The organism is Mycolicibacterium nivoides (genome assembly GCF_003855255.1).
In the GTDB taxonomy this organism is placed as follows: Bacteria; Actinomycetota; Actinomycetes; order Mycobacteriales; family Mycobacteriaceae; genus Mycobacterium; species Mycobacterium nivoides.
Genome location: NZ_CP034072.1, coordinates 81897 through 105578, shown reverse-complemented (window position 1 = coordinate 105578; position 23682 = coordinate 81897). Strand labels below are relative to the sequence as shown.

25 protein-coding genes and 1 tRNA gene are annotated in these 23682 nt (G+C 67.2%); 9 read left to right on the top strand and 17 right to left on the bottom strand.

Features of this window, described 5'->3' with window-relative positions; all coding sequences use genetic code 11:
- Positions 1 to 250: 250 nt before the first annotated feature.
- The 5 genes from EH231_RS00555 to pgm form a co-directional block, all read right to left on the bottom strand.
- The gene (locus EH231_RS00555) at positions 251 to 940 is read right to left on the bottom strand and encodes a class I SAM-dependent methyltransferase (protein WP_241177859.1); all 690 of its coding nucleotides are present in this window, start codon (positions 938 to 940) and stop codon (positions 251 to 253) included.
- A 117-nt stretch (positions 941 to 1057) separates the two neighbouring features.
- Positions 1058 to 1333 (bottom strand): hypothetical protein, encoded by a 276-nt coding sequence (locus tag EH231_RS34170; RefSeq protein WP_234941159.1) that lies wholly within the window; start codon positions 1331 to 1333, stop codon positions 1058 to 1060.
- 277 nt (positions 1334 to 1610) lie between these two features.
- Positions 1611 to 1683: transfer RNA gene (locus EH231_RS00545), tRNA-Ala, on the bottom strand.
- A gap of 55 nt (positions 1684 to 1738) precedes the next feature.
- Positions 1739 to 3001 (bottom strand): MFS transporter, encoded by a 1263-nt coding sequence (locus EH231_RS00540; RefSeq protein ID WP_124711660.1) that lies wholly within the window; start codon positions 2999 to 3001, stop codon positions 1739 to 1741.
- Positions 2998 to 4632 (bottom strand): phosphoglucomutase (alpha-D-glucose-1,6-bisphosphate-dependent), encoded by a 1635-nt coding sequence (gene pgm, locus EH231_RS00535; protein WP_124711659.1) that lies wholly within the window; start codon positions 4630 to 4632, stop codon positions 2998 to 3000. The genes EH231_RS00540 and pgm overlap by 4 nt, the downstream gene beginning before the upstream one ends.
- Positions 4633 to 4703: 71 nt before the next feature.
- Here pgm and crcB (EH231_RS00530) point away from each other — a divergent pair, with 71 nt between their 5' ends.
- The 7 genes from crcB (EH231_RS00530) (at position 4704) to mbtN (ending at position 10552) form a co-directional block, all read left to right on the top strand.
- Positions 4704 to 5099 carry a fluoride efflux transporter CrcB gene (crcB, locus tag EH231_RS00530; RefSeq protein WP_124711658.1) on the top strand — a complete coding sequence of 132 codons (396 nt, stop codon included), beginning with the start codon at positions 4704 to 4706 and terminating at the stop codon, positions 5097 to 5099.
- Positions 5096 to 5461 (top strand): fluoride efflux transporter CrcB, encoded by a 366-nt coding sequence (gene crcB / locus EH231_RS00525; protein ID WP_124711657.1) that lies wholly within the window; start codon positions 5096 to 5098, stop codon positions 5459 to 5461. Before crcB (EH231_RS00530) ends, crcB (EH231_RS00525) begins: the two co-directional genes overlap by 4 nt.
- Entirely contained in the window at positions 5458 to 6522 is a 1065-nt protein-coding gene (locus EH231_RS00520) for a putative PII-like signaling protein (RefSeq protein WP_124711656.1), read from the top strand. Before crcB (EH231_RS00525) ends, EH231_RS00520 begins: the two co-directional genes overlap by 4 nt.
- Before the next feature lie 202 nt (positions 6523 to 6724).
- The gene (locus tag EH231_RS00515) at positions 6725 to 7453 is read left to right on the top strand and encodes a sulfite exporter TauE/SafE family protein (protein WP_124711655.1); all 729 of its coding nucleotides are present in this window, start codon (positions 6725 to 6727) and stop codon (positions 7451 to 7453) included.
- A gap of 92 nt (positions 7454 to 7545) precedes the next feature.
- The gene (locus tag EH231_RS00510) at positions 7546 to 7815 is read left to right on the top strand and encodes a mycobactin biosynthesis acyl carrier protein MbtL (protein WP_019348478.1); all 270 of its coding nucleotides are present in this window, start codon (positions 7546 to 7548) and stop codon (positions 7813 to 7815) included.
- 5 nt (positions 7816 to 7820) lie between these two features.
- Entirely contained in the window at positions 7821 to 9386 is a 1566-nt protein-coding gene (gene mbtM / locus EH231_RS00505; RefSeq protein ID WP_234941361.1) for a long-chain-fatty acid--ACP ligase MbtM, read from the top strand.
- Positions 9383 to 10552, top strand: a complete 1170-nt coding sequence (gene mbtN / locus EH231_RS00500) for a mycobactin biosynthesis acyl-ACP dehydrogenase MbtN (protein ID WP_124711654.1) — start codon at positions 9383 to 9385, stop codon at positions 10550 to 10552. Before mbtM ends, mbtN begins: the two co-directional genes overlap by 4 nt.
- Before the next feature lie 13 nt (positions 10553 to 10565).
- On the opposite strand, the gene EH231_RS00495 is transcribed toward mbtN, so the two are convergent.
- Both EH231_RS00495 and EH231_RS00490 read right to left on the bottom strand, forming a co-directional pair.
- Entirely contained in the window at positions 10566 to 11207 is a 642-nt protein-coding gene (locus EH231_RS00495) for a GNAT family N-acetyltransferase (protein WP_124711653.1), read from the bottom strand.
- Positions 11208 to 11268: 61 nt separating this feature from the next.
- Entirely contained in the window at positions 11269 to 11628 is a 360-nt protein-coding gene (locus tag EH231_RS00490) for a DUF488 domain-containing protein (RefSeq protein WP_090434006.1), read from the bottom strand.
- Positions 11629 to 11648: 20 nt separating this feature from the next.
- On the opposite strand from EH231_RS00490, the gene EH231_RS00485 reads away from it, so the two are divergent.
- The gene (locus tag EH231_RS00485) at positions 11649 to 11858 is read left to right on the top strand and encodes a hypothetical protein (RefSeq protein WP_090434004.1); all 210 of its coding nucleotides are present in this window, start codon (positions 11649 to 11651) and stop codon (positions 11856 to 11858) included.
- On the opposite strand, the gene EH231_RS00480 is transcribed toward EH231_RS00485, so the two are convergent.
- The 4 genes from EH231_RS00480 to EH231_RS00465 form a co-directional block, all read right to left on the bottom strand.
- Positions 11859 to 14492 carry a helix-turn-helix transcriptional regulator gene (locus EH231_RS00480; protein ID WP_124711652.1) on the bottom strand — a complete coding sequence of 878 codons (2634 nt, stop codon included), beginning with the start codon at positions 14490 to 14492 and terminating at the stop codon, positions 11859 to 11861.
- Positions 14493 to 14633: 141 nt separating this feature from the next.
- A complete protein-coding gene (gene nagA, locus EH231_RS00475; protein ID WP_124711651.1) occupies positions 14634 to 15779 on the bottom strand; it encodes an N-acetylglucosamine-6-phosphate deacetylase in 1146 nt (381 codons plus the stop codon).
- Positions 15780 to 16565 (bottom strand): glucosamine-6-phosphate deaminase, encoded by a 786-nt coding sequence (nagB, locus tag EH231_RS00470; protein WP_124711650.1) that lies wholly within the window; start codon positions 16563 to 16565, stop codon positions 15780 to 15782.
- Positions 16566 to 17036, bottom strand: coding sequence for a PTS sugar transporter subunit IIA (locus tag EH231_RS00465; RefSeq protein WP_090433998.1), 471 nt, complete (start codon positions 17034 to 17036; stop codon positions 16566 to 16568).
- A gap of 147 nt (positions 17037 to 17183) precedes the next feature.
- Here EH231_RS00465 and EH231_RS00460 point away from each other — a divergent pair, with 147 nt between their 5' ends.
- A complete protein-coding gene (locus EH231_RS00460) occupies positions 17184 to 18755 on the top strand; it encodes a PTS transporter subunit EIIC (protein ID WP_090433997.1) in 1572 nt (523 codons plus the stop codon).
- 13 nt (positions 18756 to 18768) lie between these two features.
- On the opposite strand, the gene EH231_RS00455 is transcribed toward EH231_RS00460, so the two are convergent.
- The 6 genes from EH231_RS00455 to EH231_RS00430 form a co-directional block, all read right to left on the bottom strand.
- The gene (locus EH231_RS00455) at positions 18769 to 19107 is read right to left on the bottom strand and encodes a hypothetical protein (RefSeq protein WP_090433995.1); all 339 of its coding nucleotides are present in this window, start codon (positions 19105 to 19107) and stop codon (positions 18769 to 18771) included.
- Entirely contained in the window at positions 19104 to 19775 is a 672-nt protein-coding gene (locus EH231_RS00450; protein WP_090433993.1) for a hypothetical protein, read from the bottom strand. Before EH231_RS00450 ends, EH231_RS00455 begins: the two co-directional genes overlap by 4 nt.
- Positions 19776 to 19848: 73 nt before the next feature.
- Positions 19849 to 20406: a chorismate mutase gene (locus EH231_RS00445; RefSeq protein WP_090433991.1), complete on the bottom strand. Its 558-nt coding sequence runs from the start codon at positions 20404 to 20406 to the stop codon at positions 19849 to 19851.
- Positions 20406 to 21338 carry an LmeA family phospholipid-binding protein gene (locus EH231_RS00440; RefSeq protein WP_241177858.1) on the bottom strand — a complete coding sequence of 311 codons (933 nt, stop codon included), beginning with the start codon at positions 21336 to 21338 and terminating at the stop codon, positions 20406 to 20408. Before EH231_RS00440 ends, EH231_RS00445 begins: the two co-directional genes overlap by 1 nt.
- 125 nt (positions 21339 to 21463) lie before the next feature.
- A complete protein-coding gene (locus tag EH231_RS00435; protein WP_090433987.1) occupies positions 21464 to 22630 on the bottom strand; it encodes a DUF7802 domain-containing protein in 1167 nt (388 codons plus the stop codon).
- On the bottom strand, positions 22623 to 23573 hold the full coding sequence (locus EH231_RS00430) for a metal-dependent hydrolase (protein WP_090434211.1): 951 nt from the start codon (positions 23571 to 23573) through the stop codon (positions 22623 to 22625). Before EH231_RS00430 ends, EH231_RS00435 begins: the two co-directional genes overlap by 8 nt.
- Positions 23574 to 23682 lie beyond the last annotated feature (109 nt).

The following is a 23682-nucleotide window of genomic DNA, read 5'->3' as shown; positions in this document are numbered from 1 at the left end:
GTCGGTCCATGGACGCGGGATGCGGCGAGGTCGGCGGGCGGGGTTGTCGATAGAAGCCGAACGAGCCCGGCCTGCGTTGAGTGTGGCACTGCGATTGGGCTTGCTACTACCCATTCACATTCGGATTGCGGTTGGTCGCCGCTTCCCTCGGCGCTCTGCCGAAGGCGTGTCTCATTTCTTGGAAACGAGACAGGGCCGGCTAGGCCGAGGTAGGCAGAACTGTCGACTGGGGGCGCTGCCGCTGTGCGCGTCAGGCGTAACCGACCCAGCCGCGGAAGGTGAGGGCGGCGTAGAACAGCGCTACGTCGTTGAAGCCGGCCTCATGCAGGATGGCCTCGTCCTGGTCGGGGGTGAGGATCGGCACCCGTTCCTCGACGGCGTGTCGGGCGTTTTCGGCATCGGCGCGAGCCAGGCCAGCGGTGACGCAAAACTCAACGTGCCGCCGCATCCACCGGTCGCGGCTGACTTCTGGGACGCTGTAATGCGCGACGACTAAAGGCGAACCGGGACGCAGCCGCCGGTGGATCTCGGATATGGTGCGCAGGCGTTCTTCTTTGTCGAGGAAATGCATTGTCAGCACACTGACCGCCCCGTCGTAGAGCGCATCGGCGGGGACGTCGTCAATGACACCGTTAATGAGGTGTACTCGACCAAGATTTGAGCCAACCGTGCATTTGGCTAGGTCGAGCATCTCCTCTGACGGGTCGACACCGTCTATCGTCCATCCAGGGTGGGTGTCGGCGAGCATTGCCAGTTCTTTGCCACCGCCTGCGCCGACGACCAAAACTCGCGCGACGCGTGGTGCGTTTTCCGCCAGGAGCACCGCCGCCATCTGATGCAGAGCGTCATATCCAGGAACTCGTCGTGGTGGCTCGTCCGCGTACCGCGCAACGAGTTCGGCGACGGCGACGGGAGGTTCGGCGGAGGACTGCGACATCATTCCTTCATCCTCCAGCGAGCGCTGGGGTACTGCCAAGAAACCTTGCCAATGAGGCAATCTCTGCTCTCAAGTGAACCGCACGCCACTTGTCTCCACGTCCAGGACGCGCTAGATGACTCACACGTCGGCGTATCCGAGTGCTTTGCGGACCTGACGGATGTGCTCGAGGCTCGGATCGGTCGGAGTGCCAGGGACTCTGATGTACCGGCCACCCGCAGCTCCGGCGACATCCACTTCACCGCCAAGAGCATTGGCGTTCAACGGCGTTCCGTCTCGGACGTAGGTCAGTCGGCCGACGACCGGCCCCGGCGCCTTGCGGCCTTGAGCCCGCCATGCCCGCATCGTTAGCGCACCCAGGTGATCGGGCCGCCACACGTCGACCAACGCGCTCATGTAGCCCATGAGGGCGGACTCATCGGTATCGTCGTCAACGTCGAACGCGATGTGGTTGTGCGACTGTGGCCGATCGATGAATCCCGCTCAGGCTTGTCGGCGCTGCCAATGTCCCCACGGCCCGTACTTCCCCGATTTCATCCGGGATGCGACTCAGCGAGCGCTGCAACCGGTCAACGGCTGACTCAAGAGAATCAGGACGGTTGCCCCAACCACCCAACCAAACAGCAAATCAAAAAACCCGCTCCGACCGAAGTCAGAGCGGGTTTTTCAAACGTGGAGCTAAGGGGATTCGAACCCCTGACCCCCACACTGCCAGTGTGGTGCGCTACCAACTGCGCCATAGCCCCGTTTGTCGTGCCCCACGAAGTTACACCACCGCTACCCCAGGTTCAAAATCGCTGGTCAGGGGACCTCTCCACCGGCCTCCGGACCGAGCGCGCGGGCCGGAGTGTGCTCTGCGGAGGGCCGTCCGCGGGTCTCCGGAGCGAAGATCCAGCCGACGGCGGCGATCAGCAGGATCACCCCACTGATCACGAAGGCCCACGAGAACGACAGGTACTGCGCGATCAGCCCGACCAGAAGCGAGCCGCCGACCGAACCAACGTCGGCCATCATCTGGAACGTCGCGACCGCGGTGCCGCCACGGGCCTTGTTGCCGATGATGTCGGCCACCGCGGCCTGCTGGGGCGCGGTGAAGATCCCGGTCGAGAAGCCCGCGATGTAGGCGCTCACGAGAAACAGCGTCAGCCCGTCGGTGAACCCGACCATCACGGTCGAGATCCCGGCCGCGGTGAGCCCGACGATCAGCAGCAGGCGCCGCCCCACCCGGTCGGAGAGGTAACCGCTGGGGATCACCGCGGACACGTTGCCGACCGCGAAGGTGGCCAGCGCCAGCCCTGCCATCCCGGGGCCGCGATGGAGCACGTCCACGATGAACAACGGCACCAAGGCAATTCGGAGCCCGAAGGCCGACCACCCGGTGGCGAAGTTCGACAACAGCGCCGCCCGGTAAGCGCGGTTGCGCAGCGCCGTGCGGACGGTCACCGTGGCACCTTCGTCCGGCGCGGGCGCGGCCAGCGACGAGTGCCGCAGGCTGATGAACACCACGGCGGCCGCCACCAACAGCGCGGCGCCGTAGATCACGAACGGGGCGCTCAGGCCGAGCCCCGCGGTGAGGCTGCCGAGTACCGGTCCGCCGACCGAGCCGATCAGGAATGCCGAGGAGAACATGCCGGCCACGCGGCCGCGGGCGTCCTCCGGGCTGACGCGGATCATCAGCCCCAGCGCCGAGACGAAGAACATCGTCGAGCCGACACCGCCCAGCGACCGGAACAGCAGCAGCTGCCAGTACGTCTGCGCGAACGCGCAGGCCCCGGTGGTTACGGCGACGATCAGCAGGCCCCACACGTAGATCCGGCGCTCCCCCAGCCGCTGGATCAGCACCCCGGTGGCCGGTGCGAAACAAAGCCTCATCAGCGCGAACGCGGTTATGACGAAGGTCGCGGCGCTGATGCTGACCCCGAAGTGGCGGGCGTAGGCCGGCAGTACCGGCGCCACCACGCCGTAGCCGAGCGCGATGACGGCGTTGGCGACGATCAGGACCCAGACTTCACCAGGCAGCTTCGACTTGGTGACGCTCTGACAGTCGTCCTCCGTAAGGCTCACCCAATGACTGTATTAACCACGTCCTTGGCGGCCTCCTGCACCTCCGCAAGATGGTCGGGGCCGAGGAAGGACTCGGCGTAGATCTTGTAGACGTCCTCGGTTCCCGACGGCCGTGCGGCGAACCAGGCGTTCTCCGTCGTGACCTTCAGCCCGCCCAGCGCCGCGCCGTTGCCCGGTGCGGACGTGAGCTTCGCGGTGATGGGCTCACCGGCCAGTTCGGTGGCGCTGACCTGCTCGGGCGACAGTTTGGCCAGCCGCGCCTTCTGGTCGCGGTCGGCCGGCGCGTCGATGCGCGCATACGTGGGCGACCCGTAGCGTTCGGCCAGTTCCGCATACCGCTGCGACGGTGTCGACCCGGTGATCGCCAGGATCTCCGAGGCCAGCAGCGCCAGGATGATGCCGTCCTTGTCGGTGGTCCACGTCGACCCGTCGGTGCGCAGAAACGAGGCCCCTGCGCTCTCCTCGCCGCCGAAGCCGATGCCGCCGCCGATCAGTCCGTCGACGAACCACTTGAAGCCGACCGGTACCTCGACCAGCTTGCGATCCAGCCCGGCCACCACGCGGTCGATGATCGAACTGCTCACCGCGGTCTTGCCCACCGCGGTGGCCGCAGGCCAGTTCGGCCGGTGGGTGTAGAGGTAGTCGATCGCCACGGCCAGATAGTGGTTGGGGTTCATCAGCCCGCTGTCCGGGGTGACGATGCCGTGCCGGTCCGAGTCGGCGTCGTTGCCGGTGGCGATCTGATAGGAGTCGCGGTTGGCGATGAGAGACGCCATGGCATTCGGTGAGCTGCAGTCCATCCGGATCTTGCCGTCGGTGTCCAGGGTCATGAACCGCCACGTCGCGTCCACCAGCGGGTTCACCACGGTCAGGTCCAGGTTGTACCGCTCGGCGATCGCGCCCCAGTAGTCCACGCTGGCCCCGCCGAGCGGGTCGGCACCGATGCGGATGCCCTCGGCCCGGATCGCGTGCAGGTCCACCACATTGGGCAGATCCGAGACGTAGGCGTCGAGGTAGTCGTGACGCTGCGCCGTCTGCAACGCCCGTGACAGCGGCATGCGTTTCACGTCCTTGAACCCGTCACGCAGGATCTCGTTGGCGCGCTTGGCGATCCACCCCGTCGCATCGGTGTCGGCGGGGCCGCCGTTGGGCGGGTTGTACTTGAAGCCGCCGTCGCGCGGCGGGTTGTGCGACGGGGTGACGACGATGCCGTCGGCCAGGTCGGTGTCGCGGCCGCTGTTGAAGGTCAGGATGGCGTGGCTGACCGCGGGCGTCGGGGTGTAGCGATCGGCCGAATCGATCATCGCCACAACATCGTTGGCGGCCAGCACCTCCAGTGCCGAGGCCCAGGCCGGTTCCGACAGGGCATGGGTGTCGCGGCCCAGGAACAGCGGGCCCGTGGTGCCCTGTGCCGCCCGGTACTCGACGATGGCCTGGGTGGTGGCCAGAATGTGGCCCTCGTTGAACGCGGTATCCAGACTGGAGCCGCGGTGCCCGGAGGTTCCGAACACCACCTGCTGCGCAATGTCATCGGGGTCGGGCCGCCGGGTGTAGTAGGCGGTCACCACCGCGGCGATGTCGATCAGATCCTCGGGTTGAGCCGGTTGTCCGGCGCGGGGATTGGCAGCCATGGACCCGATTGTGCTCCCGATCGGATGTCGGTGCCCGGCACTCAACACACCAGACGCCATACTTTTACTTCATGTTTGGCCATGACCCCCGAGAATTGGCCGCGGTCTTCGTCGGCGGCGCCTTGGGCACGCTGGCGCGCGCCGGCCTGGCGGTGCTCGCGGCACCTCAACCCGGCCATTGGCCGTGGCCCACGTTCATCGTGAACATCGTCGGCGCATTCATGCTGGGGTACTTCACCACGCGACTGCTGGAACGGCTGCCGGTGTCGAGTTACCGCCGGCCGCTGCTGGGTACCGGGGTGTGCGGCGGGCTGACCACGTTCTCCACGATGCAGGTCGAGACGGTCACGATGCTCGAGCACGGGAACTGGGCATTGGCCGCGGGCTACACCGCGGCCAGCATCGCCGCCGGGCTACTCGCGGTGGTGCTCGCCACCGCCCTGGTGCGCCGGGCCGCGGTGCGATGACCGCCGTCGTCTGGGCCGGAGTCCTGCTGCTGGGCGGCGTCGGAGCGGTCTGCCGGTTCCTCCTCGACCGCGCGGTGTCCGCCCGCCACACCCGGGGCTTCCCGTTCGGCACCCTTGCCGTCAACCTCAGCGGCGCGTTCCTGCTCGGCTTCCTGGGCGGCCTGGCCCTCGACCGGCACGCCGCGCTGTTGGCCGGCACCGCATTCGTCGGGTCCTACACGACGTTCTCGACCTGGATGCTGGAGACGCAACGCCTGGGTGAGGAACGCCGGATCTGGCCGGCGGTGGGAAACATCGTCGTCAGCGTGGTGCTCGGCCTGGCCGCGGCGTGGCTGGGCATGTTGCTGGGAGGCCGGCTGTGACCACTACCGATTACCTCAAGTTGACCGCCTACTTCGCCGAGCGACTGCGTCACGAGCACCGCTTCGTCGCCGACTCACTCCTGGATCTGTATGGCGGCAGCGACATCGCGATCAGCGTGATGCTGCGCGGGATCTCCAGCTTCGGTCCGCACCACCACCTGCGCACCGACGAGACACTGAGCGCCTCGGAGGATCCCCCGATCGCCATCGCAGCTGTCGATGCGGCCGAGAAGATCTCCGCGCTGGCCGAGCAGACGGTGCAGTTGGTTCCCCGCGGCCTGATCACCCTGGAACGGGCCCAGCTGATCCGCCGCCAGTCGCCGGCGCCGACAGTCACCGACGTCTGCAAGCTGACCGTCTACGTCGGCCGCCATCACCGGATCGGTGGAGTTCCGGCCTACCGTGCGGTGTGCGATCTGCTGTACCAGCGCGGCTTCGCGGGGGCCACCGTGTTCCTCGGAGTGGACGGCACCGCACACGGCCAGCGTCGACGCGCCGGGTTCTTCAGCCGCAACACCGAGGTACCGCTCATGATCATCGGGCTCGGCACCGGTGCCCAGGTGAACGCCGTGCTCGGTGAACTCACCGAACTCCTGGAGAATCCGTTGCTCACCGTCGAGCGCGCGCAGCTGTGCAAGCAGGGCGGTCAACTGCTGGCACGCCCGGCCGAACTGCCCGACACCGACCGCCAGGGCCGTCCGCTGTGGCAGAAACTGATGGTCCACACGTCCGAGACCGCACAACACGACGGGGTGCCCGTCCACCGGGCCATCGTCCGCAGACTGCTCCAGTCCGGCACCGCCGGCGGCGCCACCGTGCTGCGCGCGGTCTGGGGCTTCACCGGCGAGGGCAAGCCGCACGGGGACAAGCTGTTTCAGTTCGGACGGCACGTGCCGGTGACGACGATCGTGGTCGACACACCGCAGCGGATCGCCGCGTCGTTCGAGATCATCGACGAAATCACCCGTGAGCAGGGTGTGGTGAGCGCCGAACGGGTGCCTTCGGTGACGGTGACCGATGCGGGTCAGCTCTTCGGCGGGACCGGTCTGGCCCAGTTCTGAGGGTCGGCCGCGGCCGCGGCAAGCGCCGGCCGCCATTGTTAGGGTGAGGGAGATAGCGCCTAGGGTTCCGGTGCGCCAGTACACGGTGTGCGTCTGGTCCGAGCGGCGCCACCGTAGTCCCCGACGGAGTGCGGTCATCTGAACGGACAAAAGCCTGGAGGATCTCCGTCGGCGTGCCCCGCGCCGGCGAGAAGGTCCTGCGATGCTGACTCTCGTCCTGGTTTTCGTTCTCGCCTTGGGCGCCGGAGCACTCGGCGGCCTGGTCGGGACCGGATCGTCTCTGGTGCTGCTGCCGGTGCTGGTGCTTCTCTACGGACCGCGCGCAGCGGTCCCGATGATGGCGATCGCCGCGGTAATGGCCAATATCGGCCGAGTGGCCGCCTGGTGGCGACAGATCCGTTGGGGACCTGTATTCGCCTACGCGACGCCGGGCGCCCCGGCCGCAGTCCTCGGCGCGCACACCCTGCTGACGATCTCCCCGAAGATCGTCGATGGACTCTTGGGCGGGTTCTTCCTCGTGATGATTCCGGTCCGTCGAGCGATGGCGAAACGCGCATGGCGAGTGCGGTTGTGGCAGCTCGGTGTTGCGGGTGCAGTCGTGGGTTTCCTCACCGGCCTGGTCTTGTCGACAGGCCCGCTGAGCGTGCCGATGTTCACCGGCTACGGGCTCGGCGCGGGCGCCTTCCTCGGAACCGAAGCGGCCAGCGCTTTGCTGCTGTACACCGCGAAGCTGGCCACCTTTGGTCACGGCGGGGTGTTGACGACTGGTGTCATCGCCGGCGGTGTGGCGATTGGTACGGCGCTGATGATCGGCCCATTCCTGGTCCGCCGTATCGTGCAGCGACTGCAGCCGCAAACCTACGCACGCCTGATCGATCTGGTCCTGGTTGCCGCTGCCACTGGCATGTTCATCGCCGTCGGTTCGGTCTGAGCGGGTTCCTCGGCCGTCGACTTAGTTAGTGACCTCACAGCCAGGCTGGTAAGGCTAGCCTACCTTTCCTCCGCCGTGTACCGTGCCACCCCATGCAGTCGACAACACCCGAAGCGGTCAGCGCCGCCCTCACCGAGATCCTTCGCGACGACATGAACGTCGATGTCCGCCGGGTGACCAGGGAATCCCGACTGATCGACGACGTCGGCCTGGACTCGGTGGCATTCGCCGTCGGCATGGTGGCGATCGAGGACAAGCTCGGGGTTGCCCTCTCCGAAGAAGACCTGCTCAGCTGCGACACCGTCGGTGACCTCGAAGCGGCCATCCTGGCGAAAGTGCCTGCCGCGCAGAGCAGCCAGTGAGCGTGCTGGCATCGGCGCTCGCCGCGTCGCTGACCACTACTGACGCCGACCTCGTGGTGTACGACCACGAGTCACGCACCTGGACCCGCCATCCCTGGGGCGAGGTGTACGCGCGCGCCGAGAACGTCGCCGAACAGATCGGCCAGGATGGTTCGACCGGTGTCGGTGTGGTCGGTGAGCCCACCGTGGAGGGCATCGCGACGGCCGTCGGCGCCCTCCTGGCCGGCGCGGCACTGTCCGTTCTGCCCGGCCCGATCCGGGGTGCGGACGCGGACACGTGGGCGCAGTCCACGTTGAAGCGATTCTCCGACATCGGCGTCGGCACGGTGTTCAGCCACGGCCCCTACCTGGATCAGCTGCGCACAGCCGAGACCTCGCTGAGGATCCACGACGACGCCGTCGTCGCCCACGCTCGACGCTCCACAACGCTGGCGCTGGGAACCGGCCAGTTCGCGGTCCTGCAGGGCACTGCCGGCTCGACCGGCACCCCTCGTACCGCACAGCTGACACCATCGGCGGTGCTCGCCAATCTTCGTGGACTCAGCGAGCGGATCAGCCTGTCGCACAGCGATATCGGGTGCTCGTGGCTGCCGCTGTACCACGACATGGGCCTGACCTTCCTACTGGCCGGAGCGGTCAACGGCATCGAGGTGTGGCAGGCCCCGACCATGGCATTCGCGGCCTCGCCGTTCAGCTGGGTGCGGTGGCTCACCGAGAGCCGCGCCACCCTGACCGCCGCGCCGAACATGGCCTACGGCCTGATCGGCAAGTACTCTAAGCGCCTGACCGATCTGGACCTGTCGGCCGTGCGGTTCGCGCTCAACGGCGGCGAGCCGGTCGACTGCGAGGCGACGAGCCGGTTCGGCACCGAGCTCTCCCGATTCGGCTTCAACCCCGGAGCCCTCTCACCGTCGTACGGGATGGCCGAATCATCCTGTGCGGTCACGGTTCCCGTTCCGGGTCTGGGTGTGGTTCTCGACGAGATCACCGTCGCGACGGACGCCGGGAGCAACCGGCAGCAACTCGCGGTCCTCGGTGACGCCATCGGTGGGATGGAAGTGCGCCTGCGGCCCAGCGAGGACAACGCGGGCATCGTCGACCGCGAGGTGGGTGAGGTCGAGATCCGCGGCACCTCGATGATGTCGGGCTACCTCGGCCAGACCCCGTTGAACCCCGACGACTGGTTCGCCACCGGCGATCTCGGCTATTTCGTCGACGGCGGACTGGTGGTCTGCGGGCGCACCAAGGAACTCATCACGGTGGCCGGGCGCAACATCTTCCCCACCGAGATCGAGCGGGTTGCCGCTCAGGTCAAGGGTGTTCGCGAAGGCGCCGTTGTGGCCGTGGGTGCCGGCGAGAACTCCGTCCGCTCCGGCCTGGTGATCGCCGCCGAGTTCCGGGGCCCCGACGAGGCCGGGGCCCGCAGCCAGGTCATCCAGCAGGTGGCATCCGAGTGCGGCATCGTGCCCGCCGACGTGGTGTTCCTGACGCCGGGGTCACTCCCCCGCACCTCCTCGGGCAAGCTGCGCCGCCTGGAGGTCAAACGACAATTGGAGACAGCGAAGTCATGACCGCGCTCACGCCGACGCCGGCCACCACCACTCTCGACGAGTACCGCGATCTGCTGGATCGGGTGTTCGATGACCAGGTCAAGACGTGGACGGCCGAAGCCGAAGAGACCGAGAGCTTTCCGCGCCAACTCATCGAACACCTCGGCCGCAACGGGGTGTTCAGCGAGAAGTGGGGCGACGGACAACAACCCGACGTGGCCAAGCTGATCGAACTGGCCTCCGCTCTGGGCCGGACCGGCTCCTCGGGCATCGGTGTGGGTGTCAGCCTGCACGACTCGGCCATCGCCCTGCTGCGCCGCTTCGGCAAATCCGACCACCTGCGCACCATCTGCGAACAGGCCATCCACGGCGAAGCCGTGCTGTGCATCGCGGCCTCCGAGGAATCCGGCGGTTCGGACCTGCAGATCGTGGAGACCGAAGTCCGCACGGCCCGTGACGGATTCGAGATCAAGGGCATCAAGAAGTTCGTCTCCCTGTCGACGATCGCCGACCACATCATGGTGGTGGCCCGCAACGTCGACCACGATCCGACCAGCAGGCACGGCAACGTCGTCGTCATCGCGGTGCCCACCTCACAGGTCGAGATCCAGACGCCGTATCGCAAGGTCGGCAACGGACCCCTGGCCACGGCTGCGGTGCACATCGACACGTGGGTGCCCGCAGATCATCTGGTGGCCCGGGCCGGCACCGGGCTGGCGGCGATCTCGTGGGGCTTGGCCCACGAACGCATGTCGATCGCCGGACAGGTCGCCGCAGGATCACAACGGATCCTCGGGATCACGTTGGCGCGCATGATGAAACGCCGGCAGTTCGGCCACACCCTCTACGAGCACCAGGCGTTGCGCATGCGGATCGCTGATCTGCAGGCCCGCGTCGATCTGCTGCGTTACGCCCTGGCCGGGGCGGCTGCACAGGGCAAGCTCGACCTCCGGGCCGCCGCCGCCTTCAAGGTGACCGCAGCACGGCTGGGCGAAGAGGTCGCATCCGAGTGCATGCACATCTTCGGCGGCTCCGGCTATCTCGTGGACGAGACGCCGCTGGGCAAGTGGTGGCGCGACATGAAGCTGGCCCGCGTCGGTGGCGGCACTGATGAGGTGCTGTGGGAGCTGGTGGCCGCGGCCATGAAGCCCGACTACGACGGCTACGCCGAGTTCGCCGGAGCCTGAACCGGTTCGTCAGTTACCCGGCGGCGCCGAGAGCGTCGTCGGGTGTGCGCGGCAGCGCGTAGAGGGCCATCTTCCGGTTGGACATCTGGTGCTCGCCCAGGAATTCGCATCCCGCCCATTCGCATACCCGGCGGGCGCCGTTGTTGCGATGGTCCGGATCGAACATGACCCTCCGGCAGTTCGGTTCGAGCTCGAACACGTTGGCCACGATGCGCGGCAACAGGATCGGGCCCATCCCGCGGTTGACGAATCTCAGATCGGCGATCGCCGCGTGCATGCCGATGTCGTACGGATCGGCGGCATACCGGGGTGCGATGGAATCCTTGGCCGCCCGGTACAACTCGATGTACCCGACGGGCTTGCCACGGAAGCTCGCGATGAACGGCCGTGAGTATTCACCGTCGAGCTGTGCCTGCAGGTATCGGCTCCAGCGGTCCGGCGCCCAGTCGTACTCCCAGGCCTCCACCAGGTGCGGGCGGTTCATCCATTCCGACACCAGTTCGGCGTCGGCACCGGCGTCGGCTACCCGGATGTCGTACGGCTCGGCCAGGATCGGGGTCGGCGGGGCGTCGACTACGCGCACCTCATCAGTGATGTCGGTCAGCTCGCGCTTGAGCACGGGGGCGCCCGGCAAGTCGGTATCGATATCGCTCATTTGAGCGCCGAGCCTACCGTAGCGACTGAGGGTAGGTTTACCTTCCTCCCCACCTCCGAATTCAGGTCAGCAGCTTGGCCAGGACGGTCAGGTGGCTCAGGTCGAGTTCGCGGGTGGCGGTCACCAAGGTGACCGGGCCGTCGCTGACCAGCGCCCGCAACTCATCGAGGCCCGCGGCCTCCTCACCGGACTGCAGCTCCTGGATGTAGCGCGCGGCGAACTCGCCATAGCGCTCCGGCTTGTGGTCGTACCAGTGACGCAACTCCGTCGACGGGGCAACCGCCCGCAGCCAGTGCCCCACCCGCGGGTCGGTCTTCTTCAGGCCCCTGGGCCACAGTCGGTCGACCAGGACCCGCTGCCCCTCATCGGGTTCGGGTTCCGTATACACCCGCGCCAACCGCACACGGTTCTTCTCGGCCATGACATGCCATGGTAGGAGGCATGAGCCTCGATCGGGTGGCAGATCTGCGGCGCTGGGAAGACTCCGGCGCACACTGGTGCGTCCTCACCCGCACCGTCCACAGCCTCACGATCGCGTTGCTGCGATGCGATGGCGGCGAGGAAGTGGACCGGTTCACCTCCACCGATCCGCGACTCCTCGATTTCGTGGGTGCCCGCACCTCCAGTGAGGACCCCGAACGCCCCGTCTGATCAACTGGCCGGCCCGAAACGCGCCAGCCGGGCCAGGTGGTCGCGGTCCTCCACACCGAGTTTGGCGAACATGCGGTACAGGTGCCCGTCGACGGTGCGCACCGACAGGCACAACTCGCCGGCGATCTGGCGGTTGCTCATCCCGATACCGACAAGATTGGCGATCTCCCACTCCCGCTCGGTGAGCGGCAGCGGGTCTCCGGCGCTGCACATGGCCGGGGTCAGCGCGCCACTCTGGCCCGACAGCCACAGTGCCCGCGCGGCCGATTCCAATTCACCGCCGCGGCAACCGGCCCGGGCATACTCTCTGGCCGCGTGGGCAGCTGTATCGGCGGCCAACCCCAGCGCACCGATCACCTCGAACCGGTCCGTGGCCGCGACGAGTTGACCGGGGTCCTGGCGGGCCAGGCCGCGGCTGTGCGCGGCGATGGCCTCGGCCAGCCGGCCACCCTGGCGGCGCGCCAGTTGCTGGATCCTGCGGTGACCCGAGGTTTCCCCGAATCGCAACGCTGTGTGCAGGGCCGTGAGCTCCACCGTGTCCATACCGCCCGCCTTGGCGCACTGCGCCGCCCGGGCAACGTGATCGACGGCCGATCTCGTGTCACCGATCGCTGCCGCCGTCCAGGCCCTGGCCAAGTCCAGCTCTGGCCGGAACACCTCGAGCGGCCCGGCTGCCGCAGCCTCGGCCCGGAGCAGAGCGGCGCCCGCGGCGGAGCCGTTGCCACGCATCCCCTCGACTTGGGCCAGCCATGCGGCGACCACCATCAGCCACCCCGGCGGGAGGACCTGCGGGGTGGCCCACAACGCGGCCTGCAGGGCTTCGGCCGCCGACGGCAGGCAACCGCGGGCCAACGCCACCCTCCCGCTCAGCGCGGTAACAATGGCCTCGGCCTGCGGAGAACCGGCCGCCGGCACGGCGTAGCGGTCACAGACCCGCTGTGCCCGCTCGAGCTCCCCTTCGGCCACGGCGGCCGATACCTGCGCGAAAGCCAGCCAGTAGCGCTGCGGCCCCGACTCGCAATCCTCGGCGGCCAACTCACCTGCCTGCGCCACCTCGGCAACCTCGTCCGAACGGCCCGACAAGGCCAGCGCACTCGAGGTGGCCAGTGCCGCCCATACGTTCGCCGTCGACCCGTTGGCCGTCGACAACGCCGCGGCGCCCAGAGTTTCGGTGCCCAGCGCGATCGCACCGGCGAGCTCACCGGCGAAGAACGCGAAAACCGCTTCCATCGCCACGACCAGGTTCAACGTCTGCGGGCAGTGCACCTGTTGCCGCACCACGGCGAGCACCGACCGCGCCGCGTCAGGGCGGGCACACCCGAAGAACAGGTTGGATGCCCGCAGGCAGCCCCACCGCGCCAGCATCGGTTCGTCCTCAGTCGGTGGTACCGACCGGGCCAACAACTCCTCGGCCTGCTCGCCGCGTCCCTGCCAGCTCATCGCGTCGGCCAGCACGATCGCCGCTCGTACCCCGGCACCGTGATCCAGTGCGTATCGCGCCAGCTCTTCTCCCAGCGCCAGGTTGGACATGGTGACCGCACTTGCCGCGGCGTCGGCGATGGCTCCCGGATCCGTCGGACCGTTGCCTCCCGCCATGAATCGCGCCAGCTGTATGCGTCCCCGGACGTCAGGGAGCCGGCCGCTGTGCGGCGACTGCAGGTGCGCCTCCAGCAGCGAGGCCAACAGCGTATTGATCTGCCGGGAACGAGTTTTCGAGCACCGGCTGCGGGCCACTTCACCGATGATGGGGTGCCCCGGCTGCACGAGGGTGCAGGCCGCGTCGTTGAGCACCTGGATCGCTCCCCTGCGTTCGACCCGGGCGATCGCGTCGAGGTCGCAGGCTCCCGCCAACACGTCCCAGTCGAGCACCTCGGCGGTGGAGACCACCTCCACCACATCGCGTTCGTCCGGCGTCAGGGTGTCGAACCGGGAATTGATCAGTGCGTGCAGATCGGCACTGGCCCGCAGCTGCCCGCGCAGCCGCCAGCGGCCCTGTTCGCAGACCAGCACCGCATCGCCCAGGGCCGCGTTGAGCGCACCCCGCAGGTAGAGCGGGCTTCCCGAGGAAAACCGGTGCAGTTCTGCGACGGTGCGCTCGTCGACCTCGCCGCCCAACACCGCCGCGGCCAACTCAGCGGTCTGCGCCCGGGTGAAGGGTTCGAGGTCCAGCCGCAGCAGCAGCTGTTCCTTCCACAGGGCCGTCACCGCATCGGATGTGGCAGCGCCGTTCCCGATGGTGACGATCAGCCTCGGCGAGCCGTGCACCGCCAGTTGCTGGACCAACAGCGCCGACAACGGGTCGAGGTGCTGCGCGTCATCGACCACGATGACCAGGTCGGGATCGGAGGCCAACATCTCGTGTGCGACGGCGAGCATCACCGTAGGGTCATGCGCGTCGGCGAGGGTGAGCGCGTGGCGAAATGCCCCGAGCGGCACCGCCTGCCCGGTCTCGGTACCCAGCACGAACCGGACGGGGCAACCGTCTGCCTCCAGACCCTCGGCCAGTACCCGCGCCAGCGCCGATTTCCCGACTCCGGCCTTACCGGCGATGACCACCCCGCGAGCGCCGCCCCGCAGCGCCTGCGCGGCCTCGCGCAGCTCGACATCCCGTGCGACAAATGGCCAGTCCGACAAGAACGACCCCCAGATGCTCTGCGGCGTTACCCCGGTGACGGTACGCCGGTGCAAGAATTTGTAACGGCTAATCAACGCCCCCGCAACGCGAATGTTTGCCTCAGAAAACACTTCTCGGGCGAACAGCGCGCGACGAGCGGGCTACACCGCCGGTTCCAGCTCCCACACGCCCCGGCGCATCACCGCCGCGACGGTCAGATCCGCACCCAGCGCCACGAGATCGGCTGCGGCCCCGGCGATCAGGCCCTCACCGGGAAGACCCATCGCCCGCGCCGGGTTCAGGGAGGCCTGACGAACGACGAGCAGCAGCGCCTCGTCGCGGGGCAGTCCGCAATGGGTGACCGCGAACCGGACCACCCGGTCCATGGTCGCGGTGCTCCCCGCGATGGTGTCGGTGCCCCCGACGAAAGCGACCCCGTCCACCACGTCGACCTGCACCGGGCCCAGGTGATACCGCCCGTCGGACATGCCGGTGGCTGCCATCGCGTCGGTGATCAGCGAGACGCGATCCGGGCCGACGGAGCGCGTGACATGCCGGTAGATGGCCGGATCGATGTGGACCCCGTCGGTGATGAGTTCGACGGTGACGGAGGGATCTTCGAGCAGCGCGATCACCGGACCCGGTTCGCGCCGGTCGATCGGGCGCATGGCGTTGAACAGATGCGTGCCGACCGTGGCACCGGCCGCGATAGCCGCGCGGGTCTGTTCGTAGGTCGCCTCGGTATGACCCACGGCCACCACCACACCGGCGTCGACGAACTGCCGGATCGCCGCGAGCGCGCCGCTACGTTCGGGCGCGATCGTCACCATCCGGATCGTCCCCTCGGCGGCGGTGAGCACCCGGTCGATCTCTGCCGGATCCGGGTCGCGCATGAGCGCGGGTTGATGGGCCCCGCACCGCACCGTCGACAGCCACGGGCCTTCGAGGTGGATTCCGTCCATGCGCCCGGCCCGGACGTCCTCGGCCCGCACCCTCACCTGATGCAGGAGATCGTCCGGGCTCGCGGTGACCAGCGAGGCGATCATTGCGGTGGTGCCGTGCCGACGGTGCAGCGCCACCGCGGCCGACGTGTCGGCCTCCGATGGGACCGAGAAACTGCCGCCGCCACCGCCGTGCGTATGGGTGTCGACGAAACCCGGCACCACGGTCACCGGGCCCAGATCACCATCGGCTGGCCGGTGCGGCGCACCGGCGCCGACGGCCGTCACGCGACCGCCCGACACGTCAATCCATCCCGGCCGCAACAGCTCTGCGCCCGTGATCAACGTGCCGGCGGTCAGCAGCATTCAGATGCCCTGCCAATCCGGTTTCGAGCGGTAGGTCTCACGGTAGTAGCCGATGAGTTGAAGCCGCTGTGCCGCAGCTTCATCGAGCAGGACTGTGACATGCGGGTGATGCTGCAGGATGGTCGCCGGCCACATGGCGCTCACGGCGCCCTCGACCAGATGGTGCACCGCTTCGGCCTTACTGCGGCCGAGCGCCACCAGGATCACGTGCCGGGCCGCCATGATGGTGGCCAGCCCCTGGGTCAGGCAGTGCGTCGGCACCGCGTCCAGATCGCTTCCGAAGAACCTGGCGTTGTCGAGGCGGGTCTGCTGCGTCAGTGTCTTGATGCGGGTGCGCGACGCCAGCGAGGACCCGGGCTCGTTGAAGCCGATGTGTCCATCGGTGCCGATGCCGAGGATCTGAAGATCGACTCCGCCCGCGCCGCGGATGGCATCCTCGTATGCCGCACACGCCGCCGGGATGTCGGTCGCCAGGCCGTCCGGGCCCAGCACCGCACCCGGGGCGAAGTCGACGCGCGAGACGAAAACGGTGTCGATCACGTTGCGGTAGCGCTCGGGATGGTCGGCGGGCAGGCCGACGTACTCGTCGAGGGTGAAGCCGCGGGCTTGCCGGAACGAGATCTGCCCGGCGGTACACCGCGCGGCGAGTTCGTCGTAGATCGCCAGCGGCGACGAGCCGGTGGCAAGGCCCAGAACCGCGTCCGGTTTACGGTCCAGCAGCGCGCCGACCGTATCGGCGGCCACGCCGCCGATCTTCGCGGCATCGGCGAGGATGATGACTTCCATCTACTTGTTCGCCGTGAAAAGTTCTGCACCCGAATCGATGTCGGCTCCTGCGGCCACCGGCCGGGCCACCGTCACATTGCCGGGCTCACGCTCGTCCATGACCACAACGGGGACAATCGGATTCAGGCCTTTCGCCTCGACGGCCGGCACGTCGTAGGTGATCACCACCTGGCCTGCGGTGACCTCATCACCCTGACTCACATGTGTGGTGAAGCCTGCTCCGTTCAGTGCGACGGTGTCCAGCCCGAGGTGGACCAGGACGCCGACATTGTCGGCGGTCATGATCACGTAGGCGTGCGGCATCAGTTTCAACAACTTGCCGCTGACCGGGGCAATCGCGTCGATCACGCCGCGCGGTGGGTCCACCGCGGCGCCGTACCCCACCATGCCGGCCGAGAACACGGGGTCAGGAACGTCCTGGAGTGCTACTGCGCGCCCCGCGACCGGGGCGAGTACTCGCGTGCTGCTCACGTGTGGGGCTCCTTTGCGGCGCGGGGGCTCGTGCCACAAACAATACGAGCGCGGCCGGAAGACGGCCTCGAGTTTACGGGTTCTCGTCTAAGCTTCCGCTCAGCTTCGCGGCGGGTCGCGCTGGGTGGCCAGGAGGGCGATAAGGCGATGAGCGATACGACGAAATCTGAAGTTGCACAGGTGAAATCCGGTCTGCGTATACCCGCGTTCGCACAACTGCAGCGACTCGGCAAGAGCCTCATGCTGCCGATCGCCGTGCTGCCCGCCGCCGGCATCCTGCTGCGGCTGGGCCAACCCGACCTGCTGGGCCGGATCGACTCCCCCGTCATCGGCCCCTTCTTCAAGGCGATGAGCGCCGCAGGCGACGCGCTGTTCACCAACCTGCCCCTGCTGTTCGCGGTCGGTGTCGCGATCGGCTTCGCCCGCAAGGCCGACGGCTCGACGGCGCTGGCAGCGGTGGTCGGCTACCTGGTGATGGCGGCGGTCTTCAAGACCATGTCCCCCATCGTGCTGGCCGGCGAGGTGGACAAGGCCGGCGATCAAGCCCAGATCAACTACAGCGTGTTCGCCGGAATCGTAGTGGGTCTGGTCACGGCATGGTTGTTCGACCGTTACCACACCATCCAATTACCGTCCTATCTCGGCTTTTTCGGGGGACGGCGGTTCGTGCCGATCGTGGTATCCCTGGCGAGCTTGTTCATCGCCTTCCTGATGAGCTACTTCTATCCGATCTTCGACGCGGGACTGACCGGGCTCGGCCGGTTCATCGGCGGCAGCGGCGCGCTGGGGGCATTCGTCTACGGATTCGCCAACCGCATGCTGATTCCCCTGGGCCTGCACCACATCCCGAACTCTTACGTGTGGTTCATCTACGGCGATTATCAGAACGCGGACGGCACGGTGGTCACCGGTGAGCTCACCCGGTTCGCGGCGGGCGACCCGACCGCGGGCATCCTCACCTCGGGGTTCTACCCGGTGTTGATGTTCGGCCTGCCCGCCGCGGCGCTGGCGATGATCCTCGCCGCGAACAAGAAGCAACGCAAAGTTGCGGTCGGCATCCTCTCGGCGGCCGCCCTCACCGCGTTCCTGACCGGCGTGACCGAACCGCTCGAGTTCGCGTTCATGTTCGTGGCGTTCCCTCTCTACGTCATCCATGCGGTCCTGACCGGGCTGTCCCTGGCGATCGCCTACCTGCTCGACATCCACCTGGGCTTCTCGTTCTCGGCCGGACTCCTGGACCTGTTGTTGTATGGCGGGGCGCCCGCGGCGAAGAACATCTGGCTGCTGATCGTGATGGGAGCGGTGTTCTCGGTCGTCTACTTCGTGTTGTTCTACGTCGCGATCAAGAGGTGGAACATGCTCACACCCGGCCGTGAGCCCGAGACGGAGTTCGAGGCCGAGGAACGGGCCAACCTCGGTGAGGGCGCCGATTCCACCAACACGGTGACGGCTGGCGGCACCGGCACGTTGACCGCACCCGCGCGCGCGGACACTCAGGCCGAACAGATCATCGCGGCGTTCGGCGGCCGGGAGAACCTCGTCAATGTCGATGCCTGCATCACCCGGCTCCGCATGGAGGTGGCCGACAAGAGCAAGGTCGACCAGGACCGGCTGAAGGCCCTCGGCGCCGCAGGCGTCATCGAGGTCGGCAACAGCGTTCAGGCGGTGTTCGGCACCAGTTCCGAGGCCCTGAAAAACGCCATCGTGGACAGTTTGTAACCCTTGACGAGCCTCACACCGACAGCAGCCGCTGGAAGAAATCGCGATAGCGCGTCAGTGCCACACGGAGATCCTCGGTGGATGCCTCCTCGCCTCGAGACCATTGCGCCTCAAGCCTGGACCGGGTGTCGGCGAAACTCGCGGTGAGCTCCTCGACGACTTCTGCCACAAGGTTGTCCGCTTTCTGCACGCATTCTTTCGGGTCGTCGACGAACGCCGCCTGAACGTCGTTCCAGCGCGAGTGCAATCCCGACCGATGCTCGCCGGCGAACAACATCGTGTTGTCCTCGCTCGACGGCTCGGCCTCGGTGGCTTCCGGCGAGACAGTCGTTTGTTCTTCGTGGGTCGTCATGCTCGCGCCTCCTTGGGCGAATCCGTACCGGCTTCGTTCGTGCCGGCCTCACGCTGGGCCGGGGTGGCGCGTTCGGGCTGGGCCACATGTTCGGCGGCGCGGCTGTCAGGCCCGGCCTGCGTTTCAGGCTCAGCCCCGACCAATCGCTCGAAGAGCGCGCGGTAGTGAACCAGCGCCTCACGCTGCGCCTCGGTGCCGATCTCGCCCTGCTCCTGCGCGAGGTGCAGGATGTGCGCCGCCCGGTAGTGCTCGACCACCTTGGGGTGATCCACCGACAGATCTGCAGCACGCTGCTCGAAATCGTCTACCGGATAACCCCGTTCGCGCATCACCTCGGTCACCAGACGATCGGCGTCACCGACCGATTTCGAGGGGTTGTCGACGAACCCGGCCTGGGTGACGCCCCATGCCTCGACGTAGCGAACCCGCGACTCCGGCGCCAGCTCTTTGATGTCCAACTTGTTGTGCTTGCGTTCGCGCGCAAGTAGTTCACGCTCCGCAGCACGCTGATCACCGGCTGTTTCGACGGTGCGCTCATACTCCGGCCCGAACTGATCCTTGAGCCGCTCGCTGCGCTTCTGACGCATCATCGATGCGGCCACGACCACTGCGAGCAGCACGATCACCACGGCGACCACGACGATGACGATCCAACTCCATGTAGGCATTTCAAGACCTCCTGCGGCCAGGAGTACCCACGCACCGTCGACAGAAACGTCAATTCCCGAATGCGCCCGACGGTCAGCGGCAATACGACCTGGTGGCGTAGTCCAGCGCCTGCCGATACAGCGGATCAAGATTTCGCGCCGTGGCCACGCCATCGACGGCGCCCGCCAGGTCGGCCGGGCACGACGGCGAGTGAAGGGTCGGCCACTGGTCGGCGATCTCGTTCACCATCGCGTGGTTGAGCGCGTCGATGGCAGTTCTCGACGCCGCCAGATCCGGGGCAGCTGCGGGAGCGGTCACCGGATCCAGCTTCCATCGCGCGAACAGGCCGTACTCCACGGCGACGGTCGCGTCGATCTGATCCCGGAACACCTGGCCGACGTAGGCCGGGTCGATATGCCGGCTGTGGGCCTCGGCCGTGGTGGCGTCGATGACCTGTTGTTCGCGTCGCGGATCCTCGATCGGTCCACCGTTGCGAAACTTGTTGGCGGCCACAGGGTCTGCGGTCTGCAGGCGCTGCGCCGCGGCGTCGACCAGCGGCACTAGCGGGCTGGGGTCCTGTGCGCGGGCGAGCGGAGTGCCGCATAGCACCGCCAGGGTCAGCACGCCGGCCGTTGCGAATCGGGCCGGCATCACAGCTGGGAGAAGCAGGCGTCGGCGGATTCGTCGTTGGGGATGGATGCGTTCTGGCTGGAGAACTTGCCCACCACGCCGGTGTCGGTAACCGAGACGCTGTCGGCGTGGATCCCGAGCGGGTAGGCGTCGTTCAGCTTCGTCATGAGACCGTCGAGCGCTGCCTGCACGGTGTCTCTCTCGAACGGACCGCTGACGTCGGTGATCTGCAGGTTCAGGTGTCCGTCGTTCACCAACGGCTTTGCCGTCACCTTGGTGTCCCCCACCGCCTCGATGGTGATGGTTCCCGCCGACGGGTCGGTGCTGACATCGGTGACCAGGGAGCCGACGCCGGGCAGGTTCTCGGCCACCGTGTCCTTGATACCGGCCGACGTCCAGCTCAGCGTGGCGCTCAACGATCCGATGGTGCCCTTGGAATCCTCGGTGCCCTGCAAGCGGATGTCGGACAGCGCCACGTCTGCGGTCATGCCCTTGGCGGCCTGCACCTGCTTGCCGCCGGTTTCCACCGAGATGTTGGTGTAGTGGCCGGTGATGTGCTGCCACAGGAACGGCGGTTTCACCCCGAACGAGACGGTGGCACTGTCCTCCACCACACATTCGGTGACCGCGACGAGCACCGAGCCCGCTTTGTGCCGGGCGTAAAGTTCGGCGCCGGTCAGTCCGATCACCATGAGTGCGACGACGATGACGGCGGCGAGGACGATCGCCAGCGGGCTGCGCCATCGTGACGACGGCTTGGCCGGCTCAGGCCCGGGCCGATTGGGCTCGACCGGGGGACGGTTCTGCACGATTCTCTCGGTCGCGGCCTCCGGGGGCCTGAACTTCTCGGTCGCGGCCTCCCGCGGCTGATAGCGGGCCCGGATCTGTTCCGTCGGCGCCTCGGGCCGTCCTGGTCGGGGCAGCCGCCGGGTGGCCGGGTCGGGCGGCGGCACAGGGCCGCGACCTTGTATATCTCGCCGGCCGGGCTCACCGGGGCGTTGCGGCGGTGTCGGCACCCCCGCAATTCTGCCCCATCACCCACGCGGTCAGCCGGGTGGCGCGCCTGTGGGTTCGCTTCTCATTCCCGCTCGCCCGCCAGTTCCGGCGCTACCGCATCGGGCCGTTGCTGCTGGTCAGCAGGGTTCGCGGTAGCGGCCGCGGCGATCGACAATCCAGCGATGAGCACGCAGATCACCGCGTAGGCGAGGCTACCGATCGGATCACCGTTGGAGGTGACACCGTCGACGGCGCCGAAGTAGGCCGGCAGGGCCGTCAGCCACAGGACCGTCATGACGGCCAGATACACCGCGGCGTAGCCCAGGATGAGCGGGTTCGAATAGCGCACGGTTGCCGGGTCGCGGTCCTTGCGCAGGCTCGACCACTGGCTGAACAGCACCGGAATCGCCACCACGGTGAGCACCACGAGTTCGGCGGCATAGACCACCCCGCCTACCGCGGTGCTCCCCGAGATCGTCGCGGCGAGCGTGGCGGGCAGGGGCAGCACCGCCGTCCCGATCGATGCCAGCACGCCGACCACGACGGTGCGCCCCAGGATCTGCAAGCCGGTGAACGTCTTGCCGTCCTGGACGTGGCGGCCGACGAACAGCTGCACGCAGAAGGCCAACGACATCGGCCAGAGGGCCGCGAACACGACCACGCTTGGCAGCGGCACCGAATCGAAGAACGGCTGGTTCATCGGATGGTCCAGGGTCCACTCCCACCACCGCAGCTGCGGCCCGATGTGGTCGAAGATCTCGTAGAACGCGTGGTGGACGAACCCGACACAGATCGCGCCGACCAGCACACCGCGCCGGCGGAAGACCCCGAGGATCCGGACGATCTCGTAGGCCACCGTCGCCATCATCGGGTAGATCGCCACGATGTAGAGCGGCAGCCGGCCCCACAGGAAGTCGACGGTGAACACGTTGTGCGCGAACATCGTGTCGACGTGGTCGGCGATCCCGAACGCGCCCGGAAAATACAGCGGCGGTTCGATGATCAGCAGATAGGCGATGGCGCCGAACCACAGCACCAGGTTGGTCGGATCGTTGTGACGGCGCAGCCGCACGATGGCGTACACCAAGGCCAGGACCGCGCCGACGATCACGGTGATCTCCAGCACCGGCAGCGTCCAGTTCTCCAGCCCGAACGGGCTGCGGAACTCGACCAGCCCTCCGGCGGTGTCACATGAAAAGCCCAGGCGCTCAGCCAAACCCGAGAAGGTCGGGGCACACAGATCAGACATCGGCGGTGGTCGCTTTCTGCTCTGCGGCGTCACCTGCGGTGTACCACAGCGTCACGTCGTAGCCGTCCTGGTAGCGCTGGAACCACTCGTCGGCCAGCACTGGCAGCTTCTCGTGGGCCGGATCGTGACCCGGAACCTGGCTGCGGACGACGCCCGCAAGGGCAGTCAGCATCTCGCGCACCGGCAGATGGGCGAACGCATTCGCGACCGGCCCGTCATACGGGGTCTTGGTGAACGGAAGCTTTTGCAGCAGAGCCTTTTTCCGTGCCTGCATACCGAACATCGACATCGCGTCGATCTGTCGTTCTTCCAGCGGAACATGTTTGTTGAAGCCCTCGGTGGCGATCTTGAGCACGGCCCACACATGCTTGAAGATCGACGGGGCCACCCGCATGCGGTACCACGGGTCGTCCACCACCGCGTCGTAGATGATCAATGCCGAACTGCGGTGCTCGACCTCTTCGACGAAGTGCCACAGGAACAGTGACGCCACACGATCGTCCCCCGGAGCGAACAGCGTGTCGTCATGATCGAGCATCAATTTGAAGACCGGCGTGAACGTCGCCTCCAGATCGGCGGTGTAGGCCAGCCGGTACTTCAGCGGCGTCTCGGCGGTGAGGTCGTCGAAAGCCTTGATCACCTCGTCGAGGGTTTCCTTGAGGGCCGGGTAGGTCTTGATCAGCCCCTTGGCGTGCTGGCGGTGGGCCATCGAGTGCTGACCCTCCTGCCGCACGAAGGCCTGGGCCTCCTCGGCCACCTCCGGATCGGTGATGAACGGCATGGCCTCGGTGATCATGTGGCCGATCATCTTCTCGAACGCGATGGCCAGGAACGACACCGCGTTGGCCATCGACGAGAACGCCGGGTTGGTCTCGTTCCACAGGAACGGGACGCGGTGGTCCGCGAACGCGAACCTCATCTTCCGCACGATCAGATCCGTCATCGGTGCCACCTCGCCTTGTCTTGAGACTCTCGAACCGCGACTGCCTGCTGATCGAAAGTAATCATACAAACAACGCGTGGTTTGTATGATTACTACACGCGGATACGGC